Annotated in this window: 18 protein-coding genes; 9 read left to right on the top strand and 9 right to left on the bottom strand. The window is 71.8% G+C overall.

The features are described 5' to 3' along the window. Positions 1-30 precede the first annotated feature (30 nt). The 3 genes from OG385_RS30430 to OG385_RS30440 form a co-directional block, all read right to left on the bottom strand. A complete protein-coding gene (locus OG385_RS30430) occupies positions 31-1,515 on the bottom strand; it encodes an amidase (protein WP_266859567.1) in 1,485 nt (494 codons plus the stop codon). Further along, positions 1,512-3,206, bottom strand: coding sequence for an MFS transporter (locus tag OG385_RS30435; RefSeq protein ID WP_266859568.1), 1,695 nt, complete (start codon positions 3,204-3,206; stop codon positions 1,512-1,514). Before OG385_RS30435 ends, OG385_RS30430 begins: the two co-directional genes overlap by 4 nt. A 205-nt stretch (positions 3,207-3,411) precedes the next feature. Then, a complete protein-coding gene (locus OG385_RS30440) occupies positions 3,412-4,092 on the bottom strand; it encodes a pyridoxamine 5'-phosphate oxidase family protein (RefSeq protein WP_266859570.1) in 681 nt (226 codons plus the stop codon). Positions 4,093-4,334: 242 nt separating this feature from the next. On the opposite strand from OG385_RS30440, the gene OG385_RS30445 reads away from it, so the two are divergent. Next, positions 4,335-4,787 carry a PPOX class F420-dependent oxidoreductase gene (locus tag OG385_RS30445; protein ID WP_266859572.1) on the top strand — a complete coding sequence of 151 codons (453 nt, stop codon included), beginning with the start codon at positions 4,335-4,337 and terminating at the stop codon, positions 4,785-4,787. On the opposite strand, the gene OG385_RS30450 is transcribed toward OG385_RS30445, so the two are convergent. Both OG385_RS30450 and OG385_RS30455 read right to left on the bottom strand, forming a co-directional pair. Next, positions 4,745-5,515, bottom strand: coding sequence for a sirohydrochlorin chelatase (locus tag OG385_RS30450; RefSeq protein WP_266859574.1), 771 nt, complete (start codon positions 5,513-5,515; stop codon positions 4,745-4,747). The two genes, OG385_RS30445 and OG385_RS30450, sit on opposite strands and share 43 nt — an antisense overlap. Then, positions 5,512-6,651: a uroporphyrinogen-III synthase gene (locus tag OG385_RS30455; protein WP_266859576.1), complete on the bottom strand. Its 1,140-nt coding sequence runs from the start codon at positions 6,649-6,651 to the stop codon at positions 5,512-5,514. Before OG385_RS30455 ends, OG385_RS30450 begins: the two co-directional genes overlap by 4 nt. 190 nt (positions 6,652-6,841) lie before the next feature. On the opposite strand from OG385_RS30455, the gene OG385_RS30460 reads away from it, so the two are divergent. The 5 genes from OG385_RS30460 to OG385_RS30480 all read left to right on the top strand — a co-directional run bounded on the left by OG385_RS30460 (position 6,842) and on the right by OG385_RS30480 (position 14,737). Further along, positions 6,842-8,971, top strand: a complete 2,130-nt coding sequence (locus OG385_RS30460) for a molybdopterin oxidoreductase family protein (protein ID WP_266859578.1) — start codon at positions 6,842-6,844, stop codon at positions 8,969-8,971. Continuing rightward, on the top strand, positions 8,968-10,230 hold the full coding sequence (locus OG385_RS30465; protein WP_266859580.1) for an NAD(P)/FAD-dependent oxidoreductase: 1,263 nt from the start codon (positions 8,968-8,970) through the stop codon (positions 10,228-10,230). The genes OG385_RS30460 and OG385_RS30465 overlap by 4 nt, the downstream gene beginning before the upstream one ends. Continuing rightward, positions 10,227-12,833 (top strand): nitrite reductase large subunit NirB, encoded by a 2,607-nt coding sequence (gene nirB, locus OG385_RS30470; protein WP_266859582.1) that lies wholly within the window; start codon positions 10,227-10,229, stop codon positions 12,831-12,833. The genes OG385_RS30465 and nirB overlap by 4 nt, the downstream gene beginning before the upstream one ends. Then, positions 12,830-13,222: a nitrite reductase small subunit NirD gene (gene nirD, locus OG385_RS30475; RefSeq protein ID WP_266859584.1), complete on the top strand. Its 393-nt coding sequence runs from the start codon at positions 12,830-12,832 to the stop codon at positions 13,220-13,222. The genes nirB and nirD overlap by 4 nt, the downstream gene beginning before the upstream one ends. Before the next feature lie 96 nt (positions 13,223-13,318). Then, on the top strand, positions 13,319-14,737 hold the full coding sequence (locus OG385_RS30480) for a NarK/NasA family nitrate transporter (protein ID WP_266859586.1): 1,419 nt from the start codon (positions 13,319-13,321) through the stop codon (positions 14,735-14,737). A gap of 56 nt (positions 14,738-14,793) precedes the next feature. Here the strand turns inward: OG385_RS30480 and OG385_RS30485 are convergent, their stop codons facing one another. Continuing rightward, on the bottom strand, positions 14,794-15,195 hold the full coding sequence (locus OG385_RS30485) for a glyoxalase (RefSeq protein ID WP_323183949.1): 402 nt from the start codon (positions 15,193-15,195) through the stop codon (positions 14,794-14,796). 242 nt (positions 15,196-15,437) lie between these two features. Here OG385_RS30485 and OG385_RS30490 point away from each other — a divergent pair, with 242 nt between their 5' ends. After that, a complete protein-coding gene (locus OG385_RS30490; protein WP_266859590.1) occupies positions 15,438-16,076 on the top strand; it encodes a DUF998 domain-containing protein in 639 nt (212 codons plus the stop codon). Between the two features lie 83 nt (positions 16,077-16,159). Here OG385_RS30490 and OG385_RS30495 read toward each other — a convergent pair whose 3' ends face one another. From OG385_RS30495 to OG385_RS30505, 3 genes are all read right to left on the bottom strand, one after another. After that, the gene (locus OG385_RS30495) at positions 16,160-16,867 is read right to left on the bottom strand and encodes a DUF2470 domain-containing protein (RefSeq protein ID WP_266859592.1); all 708 of its coding nucleotides are present in this window, start codon (positions 16,865-16,867) and stop codon (positions 16,160-16,162) included. A 185-nt stretch (positions 16,868-17,052) separates the two neighbouring features. Further along, positions 17,053-18,198, bottom strand: coding sequence for a mannosyltransferase family protein (locus OG385_RS30500; protein WP_266859594.1), 1,146 nt, complete (start codon positions 18,196-18,198; stop codon positions 17,053-17,055). 505 nt (positions 18,199-18,703) lie between these two features. Beyond that, positions 18,704-18,925, bottom strand: a complete 222-nt coding sequence (locus tag OG385_RS30505) for a hypothetical protein (RefSeq protein ID WP_266859596.1) — start codon at positions 18,923-18,925, stop codon at positions 18,704-18,706. Between the two features lie 255 nt (positions 18,926-19,180). On the opposite strand from OG385_RS30505, the gene OG385_RS30510 reads away from it, so the two are divergent. After that, positions 19,181-19,735, top strand: a complete 555-nt coding sequence (locus OG385_RS30510) for a YceI family protein (protein ID WP_266859598.1) — start codon at positions 19,181-19,183, stop codon at positions 19,733-19,735. A gap of 105 nt (positions 19,736-19,840) precedes the next feature. Continuing rightward, positions 19,841-20,965: a PP2C family protein-serine/threonine phosphatase gene (locus OG385_RS30515; RefSeq protein ID WP_266859599.1), complete on the top strand. Its 1,125-nt coding sequence runs from the start codon at positions 19,841-19,843 to the stop codon at positions 20,963-20,965. Positions 20,966-21,031: the final 66 nt, after the last annotated feature.

The following is a 21,031-nucleotide window of genomic DNA, read 5'->3' on the forward strand; positions in this document are numbered from 1 at the left end:
CGCCGTGCCCGGCCTGCCGTCCGGTGGCTTTCAACCGGCCGCCGCTCCCGGATCCGCGGAGAGGAGGCGTGCGTACCGGTGCTGCCAGGGAGATGCCTCCTCCAGCTGGGCGCTGAGCGAGATGAGGGTGGTCTCGCCGGCCGGGCGCCCCACCAGGGAGACTCCGACGGGCAGCCCGCCCCGGGACCAGTACAACGGTACGTTGACGACCGGCTGGCCCGTCATGTTGTACGGGCTGGTGAACGCGCTGAAGGCGCTCTGGCGCCGCAGGTTGGCCAGCGGATCGCCGGTCTCGGCGAAGTACTCCACCGGCTGCGGCAGCGAAGCCAGTGTCGGGGTGAGGATGACGTCGTAACCGGCGGTCGCCTCGACGGCACGGCGGCTCGCCCGCTGCATACCGGTGATCGCGGCGGCGAACCGCTCGCCGGTGACCGTCCTCCCGTACTCGCGCCAGGCGCGGGTCACCGGGCGCAGCAGCTCCTCGGCCCCGGGTTCCACGGCGTAGCCGAGTGACTGCACGCTCCATGCGGCGGTGAAGAAGTCGCCGAGCTCGGGGCCGAACGGCGTGGCGATGTCCTCGATGTCATGTCCCAGCTCCTCCAGGAGCTGGGAGGCGTGCTCCCAGGCCGCCAGGCACGTGGGGTCGACGTCCACGCCCGGGGCTGCGGGCTTCGCGTACCGGCCGATACGCAGTCGACCGGGGCTGCGTTCGGCGTGGGCCAGGAACGTCTCGCCCTCCGGCAGCGGCGGCGCCCAGTGCGGGTCGCCCGGCATGGGTCCGGCCAGCACATCCAGCATGGCGGCGGCATCCCGTACGGTACGGGCCAACGGGCCTTGCACGGCGAGGCCGTTGACCTCGGCCCCGGCCGGCCCGGAGCTGACCCGGCCACGGGACGGCTTGATGCCGAACAGCCCGCAGGCGCTCGCCGGGATCCGGATGGAGCCGCCGCCGTCACTGGCGTGTGCGACCGCCACCATGCCGAGTGCCACCGCGACCGCCGCCCCGCCGCTGGAGCCGCCGGCGGACAGCGCGGGGTCCCAGGGATTGCGGGCCGGCCCGGTCAGGTCGTTGTCGGTGTAGCAACAGCAGCCGAATTCCGGGGTGTTGGTCTTTCCCAGGCTGATCGTGCCGGCCTCGCGCAACCGGGTCACCGTGTGGGCGTCCACCTCCGGTACGGACCCGGCGAAGGCCCGGGAACCGTACGTCGTGCGCACACCGGCGGTGTCGACCAGGTCCTTGACAGCCGTCGGTACGCCGAACAGCGGTGAGAGACCCTCCTCCCCGCGCCGCTCCTGCACCGCTGCGGCCTGCGCGACGGCCGCACGGTGATCGATGGTGAGGAATGCTCCGTAGCGGTCGTTGAACTGCTCGATACGGGCCAGTTGGTGCTGTACGAGTTCCAGGGGGCCGACCTCGCCCCTGCGTACGGCTGCGCCCTGGTCGAGGGCGCTGAGTCCGTGGAGACCGCCACCCGCCTGCTGGGGCGCTCCGGCCTGTCCCGTCACTTCCGTCATGCGCTGATCTCCTTCATCCCGGCGAGCTGTTGTGCCACCAGACGCTCGTGGGCCTCGGTGTCGCGGCGTGCTTCACGTGGGCGCCAGCGGCCGGTCATCACGAAGATGCACGGCAGGAACAGCACCTGGCCTCCCAGGCAGACCCACCACCAGGTCTGCCACTCCTGCGCGTTGTGTGCGGTGGCCTTCTGCACTTCCGGGCCGTGGACGCGCAGGATCTTCAGTTGTGGTGCGGCCTTCCGGACGGTCCGCAAGCCGCCCGCGCCGACCTCCTGCACCGCCCGCGCCGTCAGCGGTGCGGGTGCCTTGCCCGGGGGATAGGAGGAGAGCTGCGCGAAGAGCTGCGGATGGGCGCGCGTGATGGCCAGGGCGGGGGCGGCCTGGACAGAGGCCTCTTTGACCGCTGTGCCGTGCTCGATGAGCGGGGTCACGGTGCTCACGACCAGCGGCAGGCAGGCAGCGGAGGCGGCGACCGTGATCCGTATGAGCCACCCCCACACGGCCAGCCCGGTCGCGATGGCCGCGGGGTTGCGCCGCTCGACCGTCTCGGTGAAGCCCGCCATCCACGGTGAGTACGCGACGCCGCTGGTGGCGCCGATGCCCGCCACGATGAACGCGAAGGTGTAATAGCCCGTGTGCGGCTGGGTGGTGTGCAGCACGAATGCGAGGGTGAAGCCGATCGAGCCGAGCGCACCGATCAGCATGAACGGCTTGCGCACCCGCAGCCGGTCGGAGAGGAGTCCGGCTGCCACCAGGAAGACGGCGTTCGTCCCCCAATACCAGTTGAGCAGGGAGTTCGTGCGCTGCGCGGAGTATCCGAAGTTCGTGGCGAAATAGACTACGAAGTTGCCGACCGCGGCGAAGTACAGCAACAGGTAGAGGCTGATGGCGAGGGCCGAGCCGAGGACATCGAGGCGGAGCATCTGGCGCCACTGTCCGTGCAGGGCCGACTCGGCGTCGATCCCCTTGGCGCGTGCCTCGACCAGGGCGCGGTCACGCAGGCTCACCATGATCTGGCCGCGCAGCGCGGGGGCGAGTTCCCGCAGTCCGATGAACGCGGCCACGAACACGACCAGTCCGGCGACCCCCGCATACCGGATCTCGTCCTGCCAGGTGGTGGAGCCGGTGAAGGTGCGGCCGGTGACCGCCGTGACCACGAGACTCCCGACAACCGGGCCCATCGTCCAGTACCCCATGGCCGAGGCGCGGCCGAGCTGCGGCGAGAAGTCGCGGATCAGCGCGGGGGTGGCCACCAGGATCATGCCTTCGACGAGTGCGACGCACGCGTAGATGACCAGGTAGCTCACCTTTCCCGGCGCGTTCGGCAGGGCGAACGTGGTGAGCAGGCCGACCAGGAGCAGGCCGTACACCGCGATGTTCGCCCGTCCCCAGCGGTCGGCAAGACCGGCCACCAGGGAGGCGAAGGCGCCGACCGCGTTGGCGGCCACCGAGATGTAGACGAAGTACAGGAACGTCATGTGGTAGTGGCTGATGATGGCCGTCGACACGGCGTACTGGATGTAGAGCTGGTAGTACAGAACGACCGTGGCGAGCACGACGATCGCCAGATACCAGTAGCGGCGACGGTTCTCCGGATAGTGGTCCAGCTGACGGTTGCCCAGCCCCCTCAACGCTGAAGTGAGCGCCCGGCCCTGCGGCCGTGCTGTCCCCGCCGGTGACGGAACCGTCATCCTGGCCTCCTGCCGATGAGTGCGTACGCCTTCGGGCGTCGCATGGCCGGGAGGGTAGTACTGACTGGTCGGTATGGGCCAGGGGTGCGCAGAGGATTAGTGATCCGGGCATCCGCACGCCGGTCGCTCCGGACGTGACCGCGTGCCGCAGGCAGCCGGGCGGCGCGGAGGCCGAGCGGGCGGGGGCGGACCGGCGGGGTCGTGACTACGTGGCGTCGGTCCCCGCGCGGTCTGCGATGTGGGGCGGGGCGGTGATGCCGGGGGTGAGCAGGGGGTCCGGTTCGAGGGTGCCCCAGGTGGTGCGGAGGGGGAGGGTGCCGGCCCAGACGTCCAGCTCGGCGTCGGGACTCCCGCCGTCGTCCGGGGGACCGGTGCGAATCTTCACCGATGCCTCGTCGAGGGAGAGGGCGAGCAGGGCGGTGGCGGCCAGTTCCTTGCGGCTCGGGCGGCGGGCGTAGTCCCACTGGCCCGGAGTGGCCTGCTCGGTGAGGCAGCGCAGGCCCTCGGTCTTCTCGTCCGGGTCGGTGACGAGACGAGGGGTGCCGAAGACCATGGCACTGCGGTAGTTGACACCGTGCTCGAAGACCGAGCGGGCGAGTACCAGGCCGTCCACGTGCGTGACGGTGACGCAGACGGCTGCCTCCGGGGACGCGGCCAGGCTGCGACTGGCGACGGAGCCGTGGAAGTAGAGCGTGGTGCCGTCCGATCCGTAGACCGTGGGGACGACCATCATGGTCCCCTCGACGGTCACCCCGAGATGGCAGATGAAGCCTGCGGCCAGGATGGCGTCGAGGTCGGCGCGTTCGAGGCTGCCCTGTTCGCGGAGCCGGCGGTGGCGTGTGCGCTCGGACTCCGGCAGCGGCCGGCTGGGGAGGGCTGGGCTCATGGCTGTCTCTCCGCGGTGACGGTGTACGGGGCTGAGCCGTTACTGGTACTGGTCCCCGCGCTCGCACGGTTTCCGGCGGTCCGGATCCCGGCTTCCGGCGGAGCATACAGATTTCGTCCCTGTATGCCCAGATCTTCTTCTGATTTCGTTGCACTGGTGGATTGATTCAACGAATTCCGTCACTGAGTCATCGACGGCTGTTCGATGATTCCAAGGGGTGGGGGAGGGCCGGGATTCCTGCCGTGGCTACCGTTGCCCAGTACCCCACCGATCCCGACCTCTGGAGCAGCCCCGTGTCCGTACCCCTCGGCGATGACGTGGTGGCGCTGCTGCGCCGCCCCAGCACCTGCTACATCGCCACGACGATGCCCGACGGTTCGCCCCAGCTCACCCAGACATGGGTGGACACCGACGGCGAGCACGTCCTGATCAACAGCGTCGAGTCGCATCAGAAGACCCGGAACATCGCGCGCGACCCGCGCGTGGCCGTCGCGGTCTCCGACCCCTCGGACCCCTCCTCCTACGTCCAGATCCGTGGCCGGGTGCTGCGGGTGACCACCGAGGGGGCTGTCGACCACATCGAGGCGCTCGCGCAGAAGTATCTCGGCGGCCCCTACCCGTGGTTCGGCGGCCGGGACCAGGTCCGGGTGATCTATGTGATCCGGCCCGAACGGGTCAGCAGCCCCCGCGGCTGACGACCGGCACCGCGGGCCTCGTCGTAGCGGCGCATGACGAGGCGGGCGAGCGCGTCGTGCGTGCCGAGCGGGGCGGAGGTGAGGCAGGCGCCGGAACGGGCGGCGCTGCGGGCGAAGAAGCCGGGGCTCAGCAGGTATTCGGCGACAGCGACGCGGGCGTGGCCCTCGGAGCGAAGTGCGGCGACGGCCTCGGCGGGGGTGGGGCCGACGGCACAGAGGTGGGCGGGGACGACTCCGTCCCCGCCCGGGAGGTGTTCGCGCAGCAGCGAGGCCATGGCCGCGGTGCCGGCGTTGGCGCCGGGATCCGTGGATCCCGCCGCCGCGAGTACGACCGGCCCGTCCCCGGCGCGCCACCCGGCGTCGGCGAGACGGTCGGCGAGGGCCTCGGCCAGCAGCGGGTCGGGGCCGAGCACACGGGCGACCCGGACGCGCAGGTGCGGCGCGGCCGCGAGGGCGCCGGGGATGTCGGCGCGGACGTGGTATCCGGCGCCGAGCAGCAGCGGTACGAGAACCACCTCACCGTTCAGTCCGGCCAGCGCCTCCGGCAGGGAGGGGGCGACCAGGTCGAGGAAGCACCGCTCCACGCGCAGTCCGGGACGGAGCGCGCGCACCCCGGCGACGAGCGCCTCGGTCACCGCGACACCTTCGGCGTCCCGGGTGCCGTGGGCCACCGCGAGCAGGGTCGGCGGCGCCTGGCGGGCGGGATCGGGACCGGCAGGGACGGTCATGCCGTCGCCAGCCGGTAGCCGCGCTTGGGCACGGTCCTGACCAGGTCGCCGTGCGGGCCGAGCGAGGCGCGCAGCCGGCCGATCGCGGCCTCCACCGCGTGCTCGTCCGCATCGGAGCCGGCCCAGGCGCGGCCCAGCAGTTCGGCGCGGCTGAGCACCCGGCCAGGTCTCTCGGCCAGCGCGCGGAGCAGCGTCGCGCCCTTCGGCGAGAGCCAGTAGTTCTCCCCGTCGACCAGCAGCGCGCTGCCCTGGAGCACCAACGCACGCCCGGCGACGCGGAGTTCCTGGCGGCTGCGCCGGGGCAGCGTCTCGGTGAGCGTGCGGACCAGCGCGCCGAGGCGGCCGCGTTCGGGCCAGACCACCGGCAGCCCGGCGTCCAGCAGCGGCCGGCCGCAGACCGGGCCGACGCAGACCGGCAGTACGTCGCCGGACATCGCCTCCAGTACCAGCTCATGCAGGCCGTCGGCCGCCGCGGTCTCCAGGAAGGCGGTGATCGCGGGCGCGCTGGTGAAGGTCAGCGCGTGGACCTCGCGGCGGACGGTCTGCTCGACCAGCCGCCGGACCGGGCCCGGGTCCTCCGGCGGAGCCCAGCGGTAGACGGGGACCGGGACGACCTCGGCGCCGCGCTCGCGCAGGGCCGCGCCGAACGCGGTGAGCGGCAGGCCGTGTTCCTGCACCGCGATCCGGCGGCCTGCCAGTGGCTGGGCCAGCAGCCAGGTGAGCAGTTCGCCGGTGACCTCGCTCCCGGGGGAGTACGCCTCGTCGAGCCCGCTGGCGCGGACCGCGCCGGTCGCCTTCGGGCCACGGGACAGTACGACGGCGTTCCGGCACGCGGCGGACAGCGCGGCGCCGCGCCCCCAGCCGTCGGCCGCGCTCATCCAGCCGCGCCAGCCGACACCGGTGGTCGCCACGACGTAGTCCAGCGGCGCGGTCAGGCACAGCTCGGTCGCCCGGCGCAGCGCGATGTCGTCCTCCAGCGGGAGGATGCGCAGCGCCGGTGCCTCGACCACGCGCGCGCCGCGCCGGGTCAGCAGCGCGACGAGCTCGTCACGGCGGCGCGCGGCGGTCACGCCGACGGTGTACCCCGTCAGCGGGCCCGTCGGCGCGGTCGGGGTGGGGTTGCCGGAAGTGCTCATGGACGCAGACTCGGGCCACCCGGTTACCGGGAGATTGCCCAGCCGTCACGCGCGCGTGAGATGACGCCGTGCGGTGTTACGGCGCATGTCCGCGACCGCACCCCGTCCCGGCTGCGGTGTGAGGGACGCGTACCGCGGGCGCAACACGGGCGACAAGGACGCGTAACGACCGGCGGCCAAGGTCGATGGCATGACGACCCTCACCGACACGCACTGCCCGTACTGCTCGCTGCAGTGCGGTATGCGCCTCGCCGCGGCCGACGGCGCCGGGACGCTGGTCGTCGAGCGGCCCGGCTTCCCCGTCAACAGGGGCGCGCTCTGCGGGAAGGGCCGGTCCGCCGCAGAGCTGCTCGGCCCGGCGAACCGGCTGAGCACGCCGCTGGTCCGTGAACGCGGCGAGTTGCGGGCGGCGAGCTGGGACGCGGCGCTGGACCGGGTCGCGCGGGGCTTCGCGGCGATCCGGGCCGAGCACGGCGCCGACGCGGTCGGAGTCTTCGGCGGCGGCGGGCTGACCAACGAGAAGGCGTACCAGCTGGGCAAGTTCGCCCGGGTCGCACTCGGCACCGCCAACATCGACTACAACGGCCGCTTCTGCATGGCGTCGGCCGCCGCCGGGAACAGGATCGCCTTCGGCCTGGACCGGGGGCTGCCCTTCCCGCTGGAGGACATCCCGCGCACCGAGTGCCTGATCCTGGTCGGCAGCAACCCCGCGGAGACGATGCCGCCCGCGCTGCGCTACTTCCGCGAACTCCGGGAGAACGGCGGCACGTTGATCGTCGTCGACCCGCGCCGCACCAGGACCGCCGCCCTGGCCGACCTCCACCTTCAGCCGCTGCCCGGCAGCGATCTGGCACTCGCGCTCGGCCTGCTGCACCTGCTGATCGCCGACGGGACGGTCGACACCGATTTCGTCGAGGCGCGCACCACCGGATTCGGGCAGGCACGTGCCGCGGCGATGGCCCACTGGCCGGAGCGCGTCGAGCGGCTCACCGGCATAGCGGCCGAACAACTCCGGGATGCTGCCCACCGCTTCGGACGGGCCAGGACCGGCATGGTGCTGACCGCACGCGGCCCGGAACAGCAGAGCAAGGGCACCGACACCGTCGGCGCATGGATCAACCTCTGCCTTGCTTCGGGCAAGGCGGGCCGGCTGTACTCCGGTTACGGCTGTCTGACCGGCCAGGGCAACGGGCAGGGCGGGCGGGAGCACGGCCAGAAGGCCGACCAGCTCCCCGGCTACCGCTCCATCGAGGATCCGGCCGCACGTGAGCACGTCGCCCGCGTCTGGGGCGTGCACCCGGACAGCCTGCCGCGCTCGGGCCGTTCGGCCTACGAGCTGCTCGACAGCCTCGGCGCGCCGGGCGAGGACGGCGTGCACGGGCTGCTGCTGATGGGGTCCAACCCCGTCGTCTCCGCCCCGCGCGCGGCCCATGTGACGCAGCGGCTGCGCTCACTGGACCTGCTCGTGGTCAGCGACCTCGTGCTCTCCGACACGGCGCAGCTCGCCGATGTCGTCCTGCCCAGCGCCCAGTGGGCGGAGGAGACCGGCACGATGACCAATGTCGAGGGCCGGGTGATCCTCCGGCAGCGGGCGGTGGACGCGCCCGACGGCGTACGCGGAGACCTGTGGCTGATGCGCGAACTCGCCGAACGGCTGGGCGTCGACCGGGGGTTCCACGACGACCCGGAGACGGTCTTCGATGAGCTGCGCCGTGCATCGGCCGGCGGTGCGGCCGACTACGCGGGCATCAGCTACGACCGGATCCGCGCCGGGGACGGCGTCTTCTGGCCCTGCCCGGCCGGGGACCACCCCGGCACGCCGCGACTCTTCCTGGACGCCTTCGCCACGCCGGACGGCCGCGCCCGTTTCGCCCCGGTCACCCACCGCCCGGCGGCGGAGGAGCCCGACGCGGAGTACCCGCTGTACCTGACCACGGGGCGCGTGCTGTCGCAGTACCAGAGCGGGGCGCAGACCCGGCGGGTCGGCGCGCTCAACTCCGCCGCACCCGGACCGTTCGTGGAGCTGCACCCGCTGCTCGCGCGGCGGCTGGCGGTGACGGAGGGGGAGCTGCTCGCGGTCACCTCCCGGCGGGGCCGGGCGGTCGCACCGGCCCGGATCACCGATGCGATCCGAACGGACACGGTGTTCATGCCCTTCCACTGGCCGGGTGCGGGCCGGGCCAACACACTCACCAACCCGGCACTGGACCCGACCTCGAAGATGCCCGAGTTCAAGGTCTGCGCGGTGCGGGTGGAAGCAGCGCGGGCCGGAGCAATGCCGGCCGGAGCGGCGCGGTCCGGCGAAGGGGAACCCGTATGAACGAGCGCCTGAACCATGGCCTGACGGCACGTCATATCGCGGTCGTCGGGGCCGGGATGGCCGCAGCGCGCTTCGCCGAGCGCTACCGCGCCCTCGGCGGCACCGCCCGGATCACCCTGTACGGGGCCGAGGCCCGCGCTCCCTACAACCGGGTGCTGCTCGCCGATGTGCTGACCGGACGTTACGACGCGGAGTCGATCGCTCTGCCGACCGGTGAGGCTCAACTGCGGCTCGGTATCGAGGCGGTGGCCGTGGACCCCGGCGCACGCACGCTGACGCTGGCCGACGGCCGCCGGGAGGCCTGGGACCAACTCGTCCTCGCGACCGGCGCCAACCCGCTGCTGCCCCCGGTCCGCGGCCTGCGCCGCCCCGACGGCGCCGGGCTGCGCGACGGCGTGCACGCCCTGCGCACCCTCGCCGACTGCGCGCGGCTGGCCGAGGATGCAGGCAGGGCGCGACGCGCGGTGGTCATCGGGGGCGGGGTGCTCGGCGTCAGCGTCGCCCGGGCGCTGGCCGCCATCGGCCTCACCGTCGAGATCGTGCACCAGGGTCCGCATCTGATCGAGCGGCAGCTCGACGCCGAAGCGGCGGCCGCGCTCCGCGCCGGGCTGCGCGGGCTGGGCGTCGAGGCCTATCCGGGCAACCGCGCCCGTGCGGTCGTGGAGGGGAGCGCCACCGACGGCGCCGCCGTCGAGCTGGCCAACGGCTACCGCCTCAGCACCGACCTGACCGTCCTCGCCTGCGGTGTCCGGCCGCGCACCGCGCTCGCCCACGCCGCCGGACTGGACGTCGGCGCCGGCGTCGTCGTCGACGACACGCTGGCCACATCCGAGCCCCACGTGTATGCCATCGGCGACTGCACCCAGCACCGCGGCACGGTGCACGGGCTGTCCGGACCGGCCTGGGAGCAGGCCGACGTACTTGCCGCACGGCTCTCCGGCGCGGACCCCGGCGCGCTCTACCGGGGCGCGCGCCCGCTGGCCCGGCTCAGCGCCGGACCGCTGGAGTACGCGGCCTTCGGCGATGCCCACCTCGACGATGCCGATCAGGCAGCCGATCCCGGACTGGACGTGCTGCGGCTGACGGACGCGACGCGCGGCACCTACAAGAAGCTCATGCTGCGCGACGGGCGTCTGGTGGGCGCGATCCTGCTCGGCGACCTGGCCACCGTGGGCGACCTCGCCCTTGCCTGCGAGCGCGACGACCTCCTTTCCGACCGACCCCTGCACCTGCTCACCCCTTACGGAGCCTCCCGATGACGCATCACCAGACATCCGGCCGGCTGCCCCGCCGGCTGAAGGATCTCGTCCTGGTCGGTCACGGCATGGTCGGCCAGCGCTTCCTGGAGGCGCTGACCGGGCAGCCCGGGGCCGCCGCCTGGCGGATCACCGTACTCGCCGAGGAACCGCGCCCCGCCTACGACCGGGTCCATCTGACCTCGTGGTTCTCCGGCACCAGCGTCGAGGAACTGTCGCTCGCCGCGCCGGGCTTCCTGACCGAGCACGGCATCGACCTGCGCCTCGCCGACCCGGCCGCCGCGATCGACCGGGCCGCGCAGACCGTCACCACCGCATCCGGCGAGGTGCTGCACTATGACGCGCTGGTGCTGGCCACCGGCTCGTACCCGTTCGTGCCGCCGGTCCCCGGCCACGACGCGGCCGGCTGTCACGTCTACCGGACCATCGAGGACCTGGAGGCGATCCGCGCCGACGCCGGCCGGTCGGGCACCGGCGTCGTTGTCGGCGGCGGCCTGCTCGGCCTCGAAGCGGCCGGCGCCCTCAGGGCGCTCGGCCTGGAGACGCACGTCGTCGAGTTCGCGCCCCGGCTGATGGCCCTCCAGATCGACGAGGGCGGCGGGCAGCTGCTGCGCCGCAAGATCGAGGACCTGGGAGTCCACGTCCACACCGGGGCCGGCACCCGGGCCATCGTCACCGGCGACGACGGACGGGTGTGCGGGACGGAACTCTCCGACGGCCGCGAACTCCCGGCCGGTCTGGTCGTCTTCTCGGCCGGTGTACGACCGCGCGACCAGCTGGCCCGAGAGAGCGGTCTGCCGGTCGGTGAGCGCGGCGGCATCGTCGTCGACGAGCGCTGCCGTACCCAGGACCCGCACGTCTACGCCATCGGCGAGTGCGCGCTGGCCGCCGACGGCAAGGTCTACGGCCTGGTGGCCCCCGGCTACGCGATGGCCGGCACGGCCGCCCGCTCACTCGCCGGCGAACACCGCGACGAGTCCGCCTTCACCGGCGCGGACACCTCGACCAAGCTCAAACTGCTCGGCGTCGACGTCGCCAGCTTCGGTGACGCCCACGGCGCGACCGACGGCGCGCTCGACGTCCTCTACAGCGACAGCCGATCCGGGGTCTACAAGAAGCTGGTCATCGGCCGCGAAGGGCAACTGCTCGGCGGTGTGCTGGTCGGCGACACCGAGTCGTACGGCCTGCTGCGCCCGCTGGCGATCGGCGGCAAGCCGTTGCAGACCGCCCCCGAGCGGCTGGTACTTCCGGCCGGTGCCGGCCCGGCCGGGCCGGTCGCGCTGCCGGACGATGCCGTGGTCTGCTCCTGCCACAACGTCAGCCAGGGCGAGATCCGCGCCGCCGTCCGTGAGCAGGGCTGCACCACCGTCCCCGCGGTCAAGAAGTGCACCAGCGCGGGCACCGGGTGCGGCAGCTGCGTCAAACTGCTGGGCACCATCGTGACCGAGGAGCTGGCAGCGAGCGGCGTCAGCGTCGACACGAACCTGTGCGAGCACTTCGCGCACACCCGCGCCGAGCTCTACGAGATCGTCCGGGCCACCGGGATCACCTCCTTCTCGGCCCTGATCGACGGACACGGCAGCGGGGAGGGCTGCGACATCTGCAAACCGGCCGTCGCCTCGATCCTGGCCGGCTCGGACAACGGCCACATCCTCGACGGCGAGCAGGCCGCGCTGCAGGACACCAACGACCACTTCCTGGCCAACCTCCAGCGCAACGGGTCCTACTCGGTGGTGCCACGGATCCCGGGCGGCGAGATCACCCCGTACGGTCTGATCACCATCGGCGAGATCGCCCGGGACTTCGGGCTCTACACGAAGATCACCGGCGGCCAGCGGATCGATCTCCTCGGCGCCGCGGTCGATCAACTGCCCGGGATCTGGAGGCGGTTGGTGGACGCGGGCTTCGAGTCCGGCCACGCGTACGGCAAGTCGCTGCGTACGGTGAAGTCCTGCGTCGGCGAGACCTGGTGCCGGTACGGAGTGCAGGACTCGGTCGGCCTCGCGATCGAGCTGGAGCTGCGCTACCGGGGCCTGCGCTCGCCGCACAAGCTCAAATCCGCGGTATCCGGCTGCGCACGCGAGTGCGCGGAGGCGCAGGGCAAGGACTTCGGCATCATCGCGACTTCCTCCGGCTGGAACCTCTACGTCGGCGGGAACGGCGGTATGACGCCACGTCACGCGGACCTGCTGGCTGCCGACCTGGACCGGGAGACGCTGATCCGGAGCATCGACCGATTCCTGATGTTCTACATCCGCACCGCCGACCGGCTGGAGCGGACGTCCGTCTGGCTGGACCGCGTCGAGGGCGGCCTGGAGCATGTGCGGGCGGTCGTCATGGACGACTCGCTGGGCATCTGCGCCGAGCTCGATCTGCTGATGGAGCGTCATATCGGCGGCTACCGCGACGAATGGGCCGCCGTGCTGGACGACCCCGAACGGCTGCGCCGCTTCGCATCCTTCGTCAACGCCCCCGGCACGCCCGACCCTGCCGTGGCCTTCATGCCGGAGCGCGGCCAGATCCGGCCGGCCCGCCCCGGCGAGAACGAGCAGAGCCCCGCACCGGCCCTGGTGGCCGGAGCCCGACTGGAGGTGCGTACCGCATGAGCACACTGGTGGAGATCTTCGACGGCACTCGGTGGACGCCTGTCTGTGACTACCGGGACCTGATTCCCGGGCGCGGTGTGGCCGTGCTCAGCGGACGCGGCGCGCAGGTGGCGGTCTTCCGCGACCGGGCGGGCGCGCTGTACGCGGTCGACAACCGCGACCCGTTCAGCGGCGCGTACGTCATCTCACGCGGCATCCTCGGCAGCCGGGGTACGGCCCCGACGGTGGCCTCGCCGATGTACAAGCAGGTCTTCGACCTGCGGGACGGCCGCTGCCTGGACGAGGACACCGCCCCCGACGGCACCCCGGCAGAGCTGCGGGTCTGGCCGGTTCGGACCGGAGCGGCGGCGCCCTCACAGCTGGTCGGAGCGGCCGTGCGCGAGCCGTAGCACGGCTGAGCGGCGGGGGGACGACCGGCGAAACCCGCCGCTCCTAGCGTCGGGTCGACACGTACCCCCAACTCACGAACCAGCAGGTGACAGCTGATGCGCACTGCCGTCGGAACAGCCGGAACAGCCGGAACAGAAGCCCCGGCCGGGGACGTTCCCCGGGATACAGAAGGGGCGGTGGACGCGGCCCGGCCCCGGTCCATCACGGACTGGCGTCCGGAGGACGAGGTGTTCTGGGCGGAGACCGGGGCGGGAGTCGCCCGCCGGAATCTGGTCTTCTCGGTCCTGTCCGAGCACATCGGATTCTCGGTGTGGAGCCTGTGGTCGGTACTGGTGCTGTTCCTCGGACCGGAGTACCACGTCGACGCGGCAGGCAAGTTCACACTCACCGCACTGCCCACGGCGCTCGGCGCGGTCCTGCGTCTGCCCTACACCTTCGCGGTGGCGAGGTTCGGCGGCCGCAACTGGACCATGGTCAGCGCGCTGCTGCTGCTGGTTCCGACGGTGCTGGCGGGGCTCGTGCTGCGGCCCGGTGTCTCGTACGGAACGCTGCTCGCCGTGGCGTGTGCCGCCGGTGTCGGCGGCGGCAACTTCGCTTCCTCCATGGCGAACATCAACGCGTTCTACCCCCAGCGCCTCAAGGGCTGGGCGCTGGGGGTCAACGCGGGCGGCGGCAACCTCGGCGTCCCGGTCGTGCAACTGGTCGGCCTGCTGGTGCTGGCCACAGCGGGCGCGGCGCACCCGCGGCTGGTACCGCTGGTCTACCTGCCGCTGATCGTGCTGGCCGCGCTGGGCGCGGCGCTGAGGATGGACAACCTGACGTCGCTGAGGAGCGACAGGCGGGCGCTGCGGGAGGTGGCCGGGGAGCCGCACAGCTGGGTCATGTCGCTGCTCTACATCGGCACCTTCGGTTCGTTCATCGGCTTCGGCTTCGCCTTCGGACAGGTCCTGCAGGTGCAGTTCCACCAGCAGTTCGACACCCCCGTGAAAGCCGCGTACCTGACCTTTCTCGGCCCTCTGCTGGGCTCGCTGGTACGGCCGTTGGGCGGGAGGATGGCGGACCGCTGGGGCGGCGCCCGGGTGACGCTGTGGACCTTCGCCGCGATGGCGGCGGGCACGGGCGTGGTGCTGGTCGCCTCGCAGCAGAAGTCGCTGCCGATGTTCCTGACCGGCTTCGTGGCACTGTTCGTGCTGAGCGGGATCGGCAACGGCTCGACGTACAAGATGATTCCGGCGATCTTCCAGGCCGGGGCACGGATCGCGGTCGCGGCCGGAGCCGACGAGGACACCGCGGAGCGGGACTCGCGGCGCCGGGCGTCGGCGCTGATCGGACTGGCCGGCGCGCTCGGGGCGTTCGGCGGTGTCCTGGTGAACATCGCCTTCCGGCAGTCGTTCATGGCCGTCGGGGACGGCGACGCGGCGTACTGGGCCTTTCTGGCGACGTACGCGGTGTGCTGCGCCGTGACGTGGGTGGTCTATCTGCGGCCCCGGGTGGGACCGATGCCGGGGGTCTGAGGGCGGCGGTGTACCTGGCGCGCGAAGGCACGTCCGGGCCACGGGCGGGGGCGGGATCAGCCCCCGTCGGCCTCCCGCTCCGCGTCCGCGTCCGCATGGAACTGGGGTGTGTAGCAGACGGCGATGAGGAGTCCTTCCGGGCTGAGCAGCCGCGCGGTCACCTGCGTCCACGGTTCCGTCCGGGCTTCGTGGATCAGCCGGTGGCCGCGCTGCTTCAGCTCGTCGGCTGCCCCGGCGACGTCCAGGACCTCGAACTCCACACTGGCTTGAGGGATGGGAACATCTGTCGGCCACTCCTCGGTTCCGAAGCAGGCGCGAGCGGCCTCGGCGAGCGGCCACAGCCCGAAGTGCTTGACGCCGCCCAGCCTGTGGGTGAAGACGTAGTCGCCTTCACCGCCTTCGAACGTCAAGTGCAGAGCGTCCTGATAGAACGCTCGCGCAGCCTCGCGGTCCCGCACGATCGGCGCGATGCTCGTAACGAATTCGACCTGCAACGGCTCGTCCCTTCCGCCCGATGTCCTGACAGACGCCAGGATCAGCGGCCTTCCCCGGGAAGAACGGCAGCCGCGCCACCCGCCCACCAGCCGCCCATCCGTTCGGTGCAACGGCACGCACGCACCCGGGCGGCCGCCCGCGAGCGCGGTCGTGCTTCCCGCGTGGGATCCAGCGAGCGCAGAGCATGGCATCTTATGGTGATCCGATGCGACTTGTACCCTGGTGGGCCTTGCTCTCGTCCGGGTTCGCACCTGTGTTGCTCATCGGGGGCTGGAATCTCGCGGAGCTGCTGCAGGGGCCCGGCTACAACCCCAAGACCCGCACGATCAGTGTCCTCGCCGCTTACGGTATGCCCGGATACGGGGTGATGACCGGGATGCTGCTGGCCCTCGGGGCCTGTTACGTCGTCACCGCGATCGGGCTGCGCTCCGCCACGCTCCTCGGCCGGGCCGCGCTCGCCGGGGGCGGGATCTCCGCGATGGTGCTGACGCTGGTACCGGCGCCCCCGAGTGGAGGTTCGTTCGGTCACGGGGCTGTGGTCACGGTGGGGTTCGGGCTGCTGGCCGTCTGGCCGGTACTGGCGGTCGACCGTGGTGCGGACGCGCCGTGGGGACTGCGGCCTGCCGCAGTCCGGGACGGGGGTGCGTCATGGGGGCTGCGGCACGACGTGTCGATCGCGGTCACTGCCATGATGGGCGCCTGCGCGGTCTGGTTCCTCGTCGGGCTCCAGCTTCACGGGCTGCCGGGCGTCGCCGAACGTGTCCTGACCTTCACGCAGGCGCTGTGGCCCTTCCTGGTCGTCATCTCCTGCTGGCCGCACCAGGTCAGCAGCGAACAGGCGTAGCGCGGGCCCTACGGCCGCGCTTGGGCCATATCCGGTTGAGGCGGTCTCTCGTGCGGGACGCGTCGGGCGCGGCCCGTGGCCGGTCAGGCGAGCAGCCGGTTGAGGTGGGACACGCGCCGGGCGGCGGCCACCAGGGAACGGATCTGAGGGCCGGCCTGGTCGGTCCGGGTCAGCGGCTTCGCGAACGGCAGGCGCACATCACGGTGGGTTCCGGGGTATTCCAGACGCAGGGTCAGGCCGTAACGGTCCATCGCCAGCGGCAGGACGCGCACCATGCCCTTGTCCGGCTGTGGCTGTGCGAGACGCAGGAGGAGGGGCACGAGTTCGCTGTGGCCGTCCATGAGGTGGGTCAGCATCGCCGCCTCGCCGGTGGCGATCGGATCGGGGTCCGTCCTCTGCAGCGCGGCATACGTGACGAAGGCCCGGCCGTTGTGGTCGTCGAGGACCGCCTGGCCGAACTCCATGCAGGTGCTCGCCGTGGTCTCCATGCTGTACTCGGCCAACAGCAGGCCGGTGACCGTGACGCGGGCCCGCATCCGGTCCCGTACGGGCGTGGGCGCGATGTCGGTGAGTTCCAGCCGGACCGGGACGCGTGTGCCCGGGTGGGCGGGGCGGGCCTCGGGCGGCGCGTGCAGGTGGACGTGGCCCATCGCGCCGGCGCCGTCGAGACGGTGCACCTCGATGGGGTCGTGACCGTCGCTCACCACCGTCATCGAGTGGGCTGCGGTCAGGATCGACAGCACGCGTTCGGCGGGCGTCGGCTGCGTGACGCGGGCGTTGAAAGGGCGCATCCAATTTCTCCAGGAGGAGCGGGCGGGTAGGTCTCATTACGGCTACTTAGGTATGCCTAACCTAACCTATAGCCCCGGGGTCCGGACAGCAGGGCGGCGTGCCGGTCCGGAGCGCCGCCGCGGCCCGGACCGGCCGTGCCCGCAAGGTGTCGCCCACTGGTGTCGCCCGACTCACCCCAACTCCCTCACCCCGCCCACCTGCCCGAGAGGAAGGTCAGTGCGACGGCAGTCGTGACAGGGGTGGCGACAGCGAGGCAGAGGGTCTTGAACCCCGGCCTGCGCAGGCTCCACCCCGCCAGGGCGATCCACAGCGGCCACCACAGGAGGGTGGAGCGGGGGATGGACATGTACCAGTACGAGGTACCCAGGGCCCACAGGGTGAGGCCCATGTACAGCGCCTCGGCCCAGCGGCGCTGCCGTACCAGGAAGGCGACGAGGGCGAGTCCGGCGACCATGGCCAGGAGTTCGGCCTGGAACATGACGGCGTAACCGGTGGTCTGCGCATGGGCGAAGGCGGCGTGCCAGGTGTTGGACCAGGCTTCCCAGGGAGCGTGGAACGTGCGGTTCCAGCCGTGTTCCTCGGCGTGTTTCCAGGCCATCCAGTCGCCGGTGTGGGCGTGCAGGAAGCCGCTGTAGAGCGCCACGGGTACGGCGGGCAGGGCGAGCCAGGGGAGTTGGCGCCACTGGCGGCCGGTGCGGGCGGTGAGCAGGAAGTGCAGCGCGATGGCGGCTGCGAGGAACAGACCGTTCACCCGGACCGCGGTGGCCAGGGCGGTCAGCGTGGCGGCGAGCGGCCAGTTGCGCCGCTGGGCGGCGAGCCAGGCGGGCAGTGCGAGGGCGAGGAAGAGCGCCTCGGTGTAGCCGGCGGCCAGGAAGATCGCACACGGCGAGAGCAGCAGGAAGGCCACGGTGCGCCGGCCGGCCCCGTGGTCGGGCAGGTGCAGCCGGGTGATCCGGGAGAGCGCCAGAACGGCAACGGCCCCGGCGGCGAAGGAGATCAGCAGGCCGGCCGCTGTCCAGTTCGTCACGACGGTGTGCACCGCCCGCAGTACGAGCGGGAAGCCGGGCAGAAAGGCCTCCCTGTGGTCCAGGGTGCTGCGCAGGAATTCGCCCTGCCCGGGGAAGTAGCCGTCCTTGGCTATGTGCAGGTAGAAGTACCAGTCCCACTGCTGGAAGGGTGCCAGAAGGGGACCGGCGGCACGGGAGTTGTGGTCGGCGGGAAACAGCCAGCGGGCGCAGTAGGCCGTGGTCCAGATACCCAGGCGGGTCACCAGATACAGCCACAGCACCTCACGGTCGGCAGGGCTCACCCGCAGAAGAAGCGATCGCAAGGCCCCCGGCCGGTGGCGGGGACCGGACTCGGATCGGTACCGGCTGTCTCCGTACCACCGGGCCCCGCGCGAACGGTTTCCGGTCGGCCGGTCTCCGTGCGACCGGTCTCCGTCCGGCTTGGCTTCGCACCCTGCTGACGAGTGCGTCCGCTGGCCCGGCGCGCGGGACTTGCGTGCGGATACGGGTGTGTTCTCACGCAGCCCGGACGGCAAGAACGGCATGGTGACTCTCTCCTGGTCTGCGGGGCGTGCCGGGATGACCGGTGGCACCCGCGGTTCCTGCGTGTTCGGCTCTCCTGGGAATACGCCTGGGACCGGGCATCCGGCTGACACGGGACACCGGGAAATGAGCGTGATGATCGTCACGGAACCAGGAGCCATGACTGCACATCAGGCCGGCGGACCGCACTGGGGCATCTCGATGGAAAGCCGCAGGGAGCCCCAACCCAGTGGCCGCGGCGCCCCCTTGACGGCCCCGTCCGGCGGCGCTCCGGCGCTCCGGGAATCAGGCAGGTCGGGCCGATGCGTACTGGTGGGCTCGCCCGCCCCGCCACTTCACCCACGCCTCGTCGTCCAGCAGGGTGTCCGCGTCCAGCAGCCCGGCCCGCCGCAGGAACTCGACGACGTCCGCGTCGTGATGGGCCAGGCCTGCGATCTCTCCTTGGATCGTCACCCGCCGTCCGCCGCTGGGGGAGGGCGGGTGCACCACTATCGGTGTGCTGTCCATGACCTCAGGGTGCGTCCGGCCGCCTGTTCCGGCACGCCGGGAGGCCGGCGCACCCCGGCTGATCCGGAGCCGCAGCCGTGCGCGGACAGCGGGGCGGCGCGCCCTCTCCGGGGGCCCGGGGGAGGGGCATCGCGGGCTCTGAGCCCTTGGCCCATCGGGGTGACCGGCGGGCGGCACGGTGGCGCGGCCCGGCTCCGGTACCGGCCGGTCTGCCTAGCGTGAGGTGCCCTTCCCCCGCGACCCCTGGAGTACGCCATGACGATGCCCGCCCTCGCCGACCTGACCGGTACGTATGTGCTCGACCCGGCCCACACCCGCATCGGGTTCGTGGCCAGGCACGCGATGATCACCAAGGTCCGCGGCTCGTTCGCCGAGTTCGAGGGCACGCTCAAGCTGGACGGCTCGGACCCGGCCAAGTCGAGCGTCGCGGTCACCATCAATACCGAGACCATCGACACCGGTAACGAGCAGCGCGACGGGCACCTGCGGACCAACGACTTTCTCGATGTCCCGAACTACCCGCGGATCACCTTCACCTCGACCGGGATCAAGCAGGTGGACGGCACCCACTTCCGGCTGACCGGCGATCTGACGATCAAGGACACCAGCAAGCCGATCAGCATCGACTTCGAGCTCACCGGCACCGCCCAGGACCCCTTCGGCAACCAGCGGGTGGGCTTCGAGGGTGAGGTGGCCGTGAGCCGCAAGGAGTACGGCATGACGTGGAACGCGGCTCTCGAAGGCGGTGGCGTCCTCGTCGGCGACAAGGTGGTGCTGGAGTTCGACATCTCGGCCATCAAACAGAGCTGAGCAGCAGCTCTGTGCGGCCCGGAGCACACGGCGTCCGAAGCCGGGCCGGTCCGAAGCCCTGGCCGCCCGAAGCGCGGGTGCGAACCGGGTGAGACAGGCAGGAGTATGAGTTCGTTGCGCTTTCTGCACTCGCTCCAGGGGCCGCGACGCCATCCGAAGGCACTCATGGTGGTGCCGTTCGCTCTGATCGCCGCTGTCACGGTGGTGGACGTCTTCACCCCGCCGGCTGTGCATCTCGGACCCTTCCTGGTGGCGGCGCCCGCCGTGACAGCGTCGTTCGCCGGCCCCCTCGGCACCGCGGTCGTCAGTGTGGTGGCCCTCGTGGCCGACGCGTTCGTGGCCGGCACCCGGGGCAGCGTCACCGATCTCAATCACACCTACCAGCTCGCCGCACTCTTCATGATCTCCGTCTTCGTCACCTTCCTCGCCCATCTGCGAGTGCGGCACGAACGTGAGATGACCCATCTGCGCTGGGTGGCACGCGCGGTGCAGCGTGTGGTGATGAGGCCGCTGCCGGAACGCAGCGGGCCGCTGCGCATCTCCTCGGTCTATCTGGCGGCGGAGGCGGAGGCGCAGCTCGGCGGCGATCTGTACGCGGTCACGCGTACGGCGGGCGGAACCCGCGTGATCATCGGTGACGTACGCGGCAACGGACTCGAAGCCATGGGTGAGGCGGCCGGTGTCCTCGGCGCCTTCCGGGCGCTGACCCACTACGATCCGGAGCTCCCCGAGGCCGTTGCCCAGCTGGAGGCCGGTGTCGCGGCCGACCGGATCGACACGGCCGGGGCGCAAGGGGCCGACGAGGACATCGGGGAGGCCTTCGTCACCGCGGCCGTGCTCGACATCCCCGACGCCGAACCGGAACTGGAGCTGGTCAGCTGCGGCCACCCGCCGCCGCTGGTGGTGCGCGCGGGCCGGGTGCACTCGCTCGACGTACGGGAGCCGGCCCTGCCTCTCGGGCTCGGCCAGCTGCTCCCCAGCGCCTTCACCGCGGAGACGTTCGACTTCGGTGTCGGCGATGTCCTCCTCCTGTACACGGACGGCGTCATCGAGGCCCGGGACACCGCAGGCCGGTTCTACCCGCTGCCCGACCGGATCGCGTCCTGGGGGGCCGACGGCCCGGACGCGCTGCTCGAACGGCTCTGCACCGACCTGCTGCGTCATGCCGGCGGCAGCCTGGGCGACGACGCGGCGATGGTCGCCATCGAAAGGCTGCCGGCCGGCGAATGAGCGGACGCCCCGTCGCTGTTCACCCCTCACCTGCGCCTTGGTCCAGACCTATTGACCACAGGTCTG

This window comes from Streptomyces sp. NBC_01306 (assembly GCF_026340465.1).
Lineage (GTDB): Bacteria > Actinomycetota > Actinomycetes > Streptomycetales > Streptomycetaceae > Streptomyces.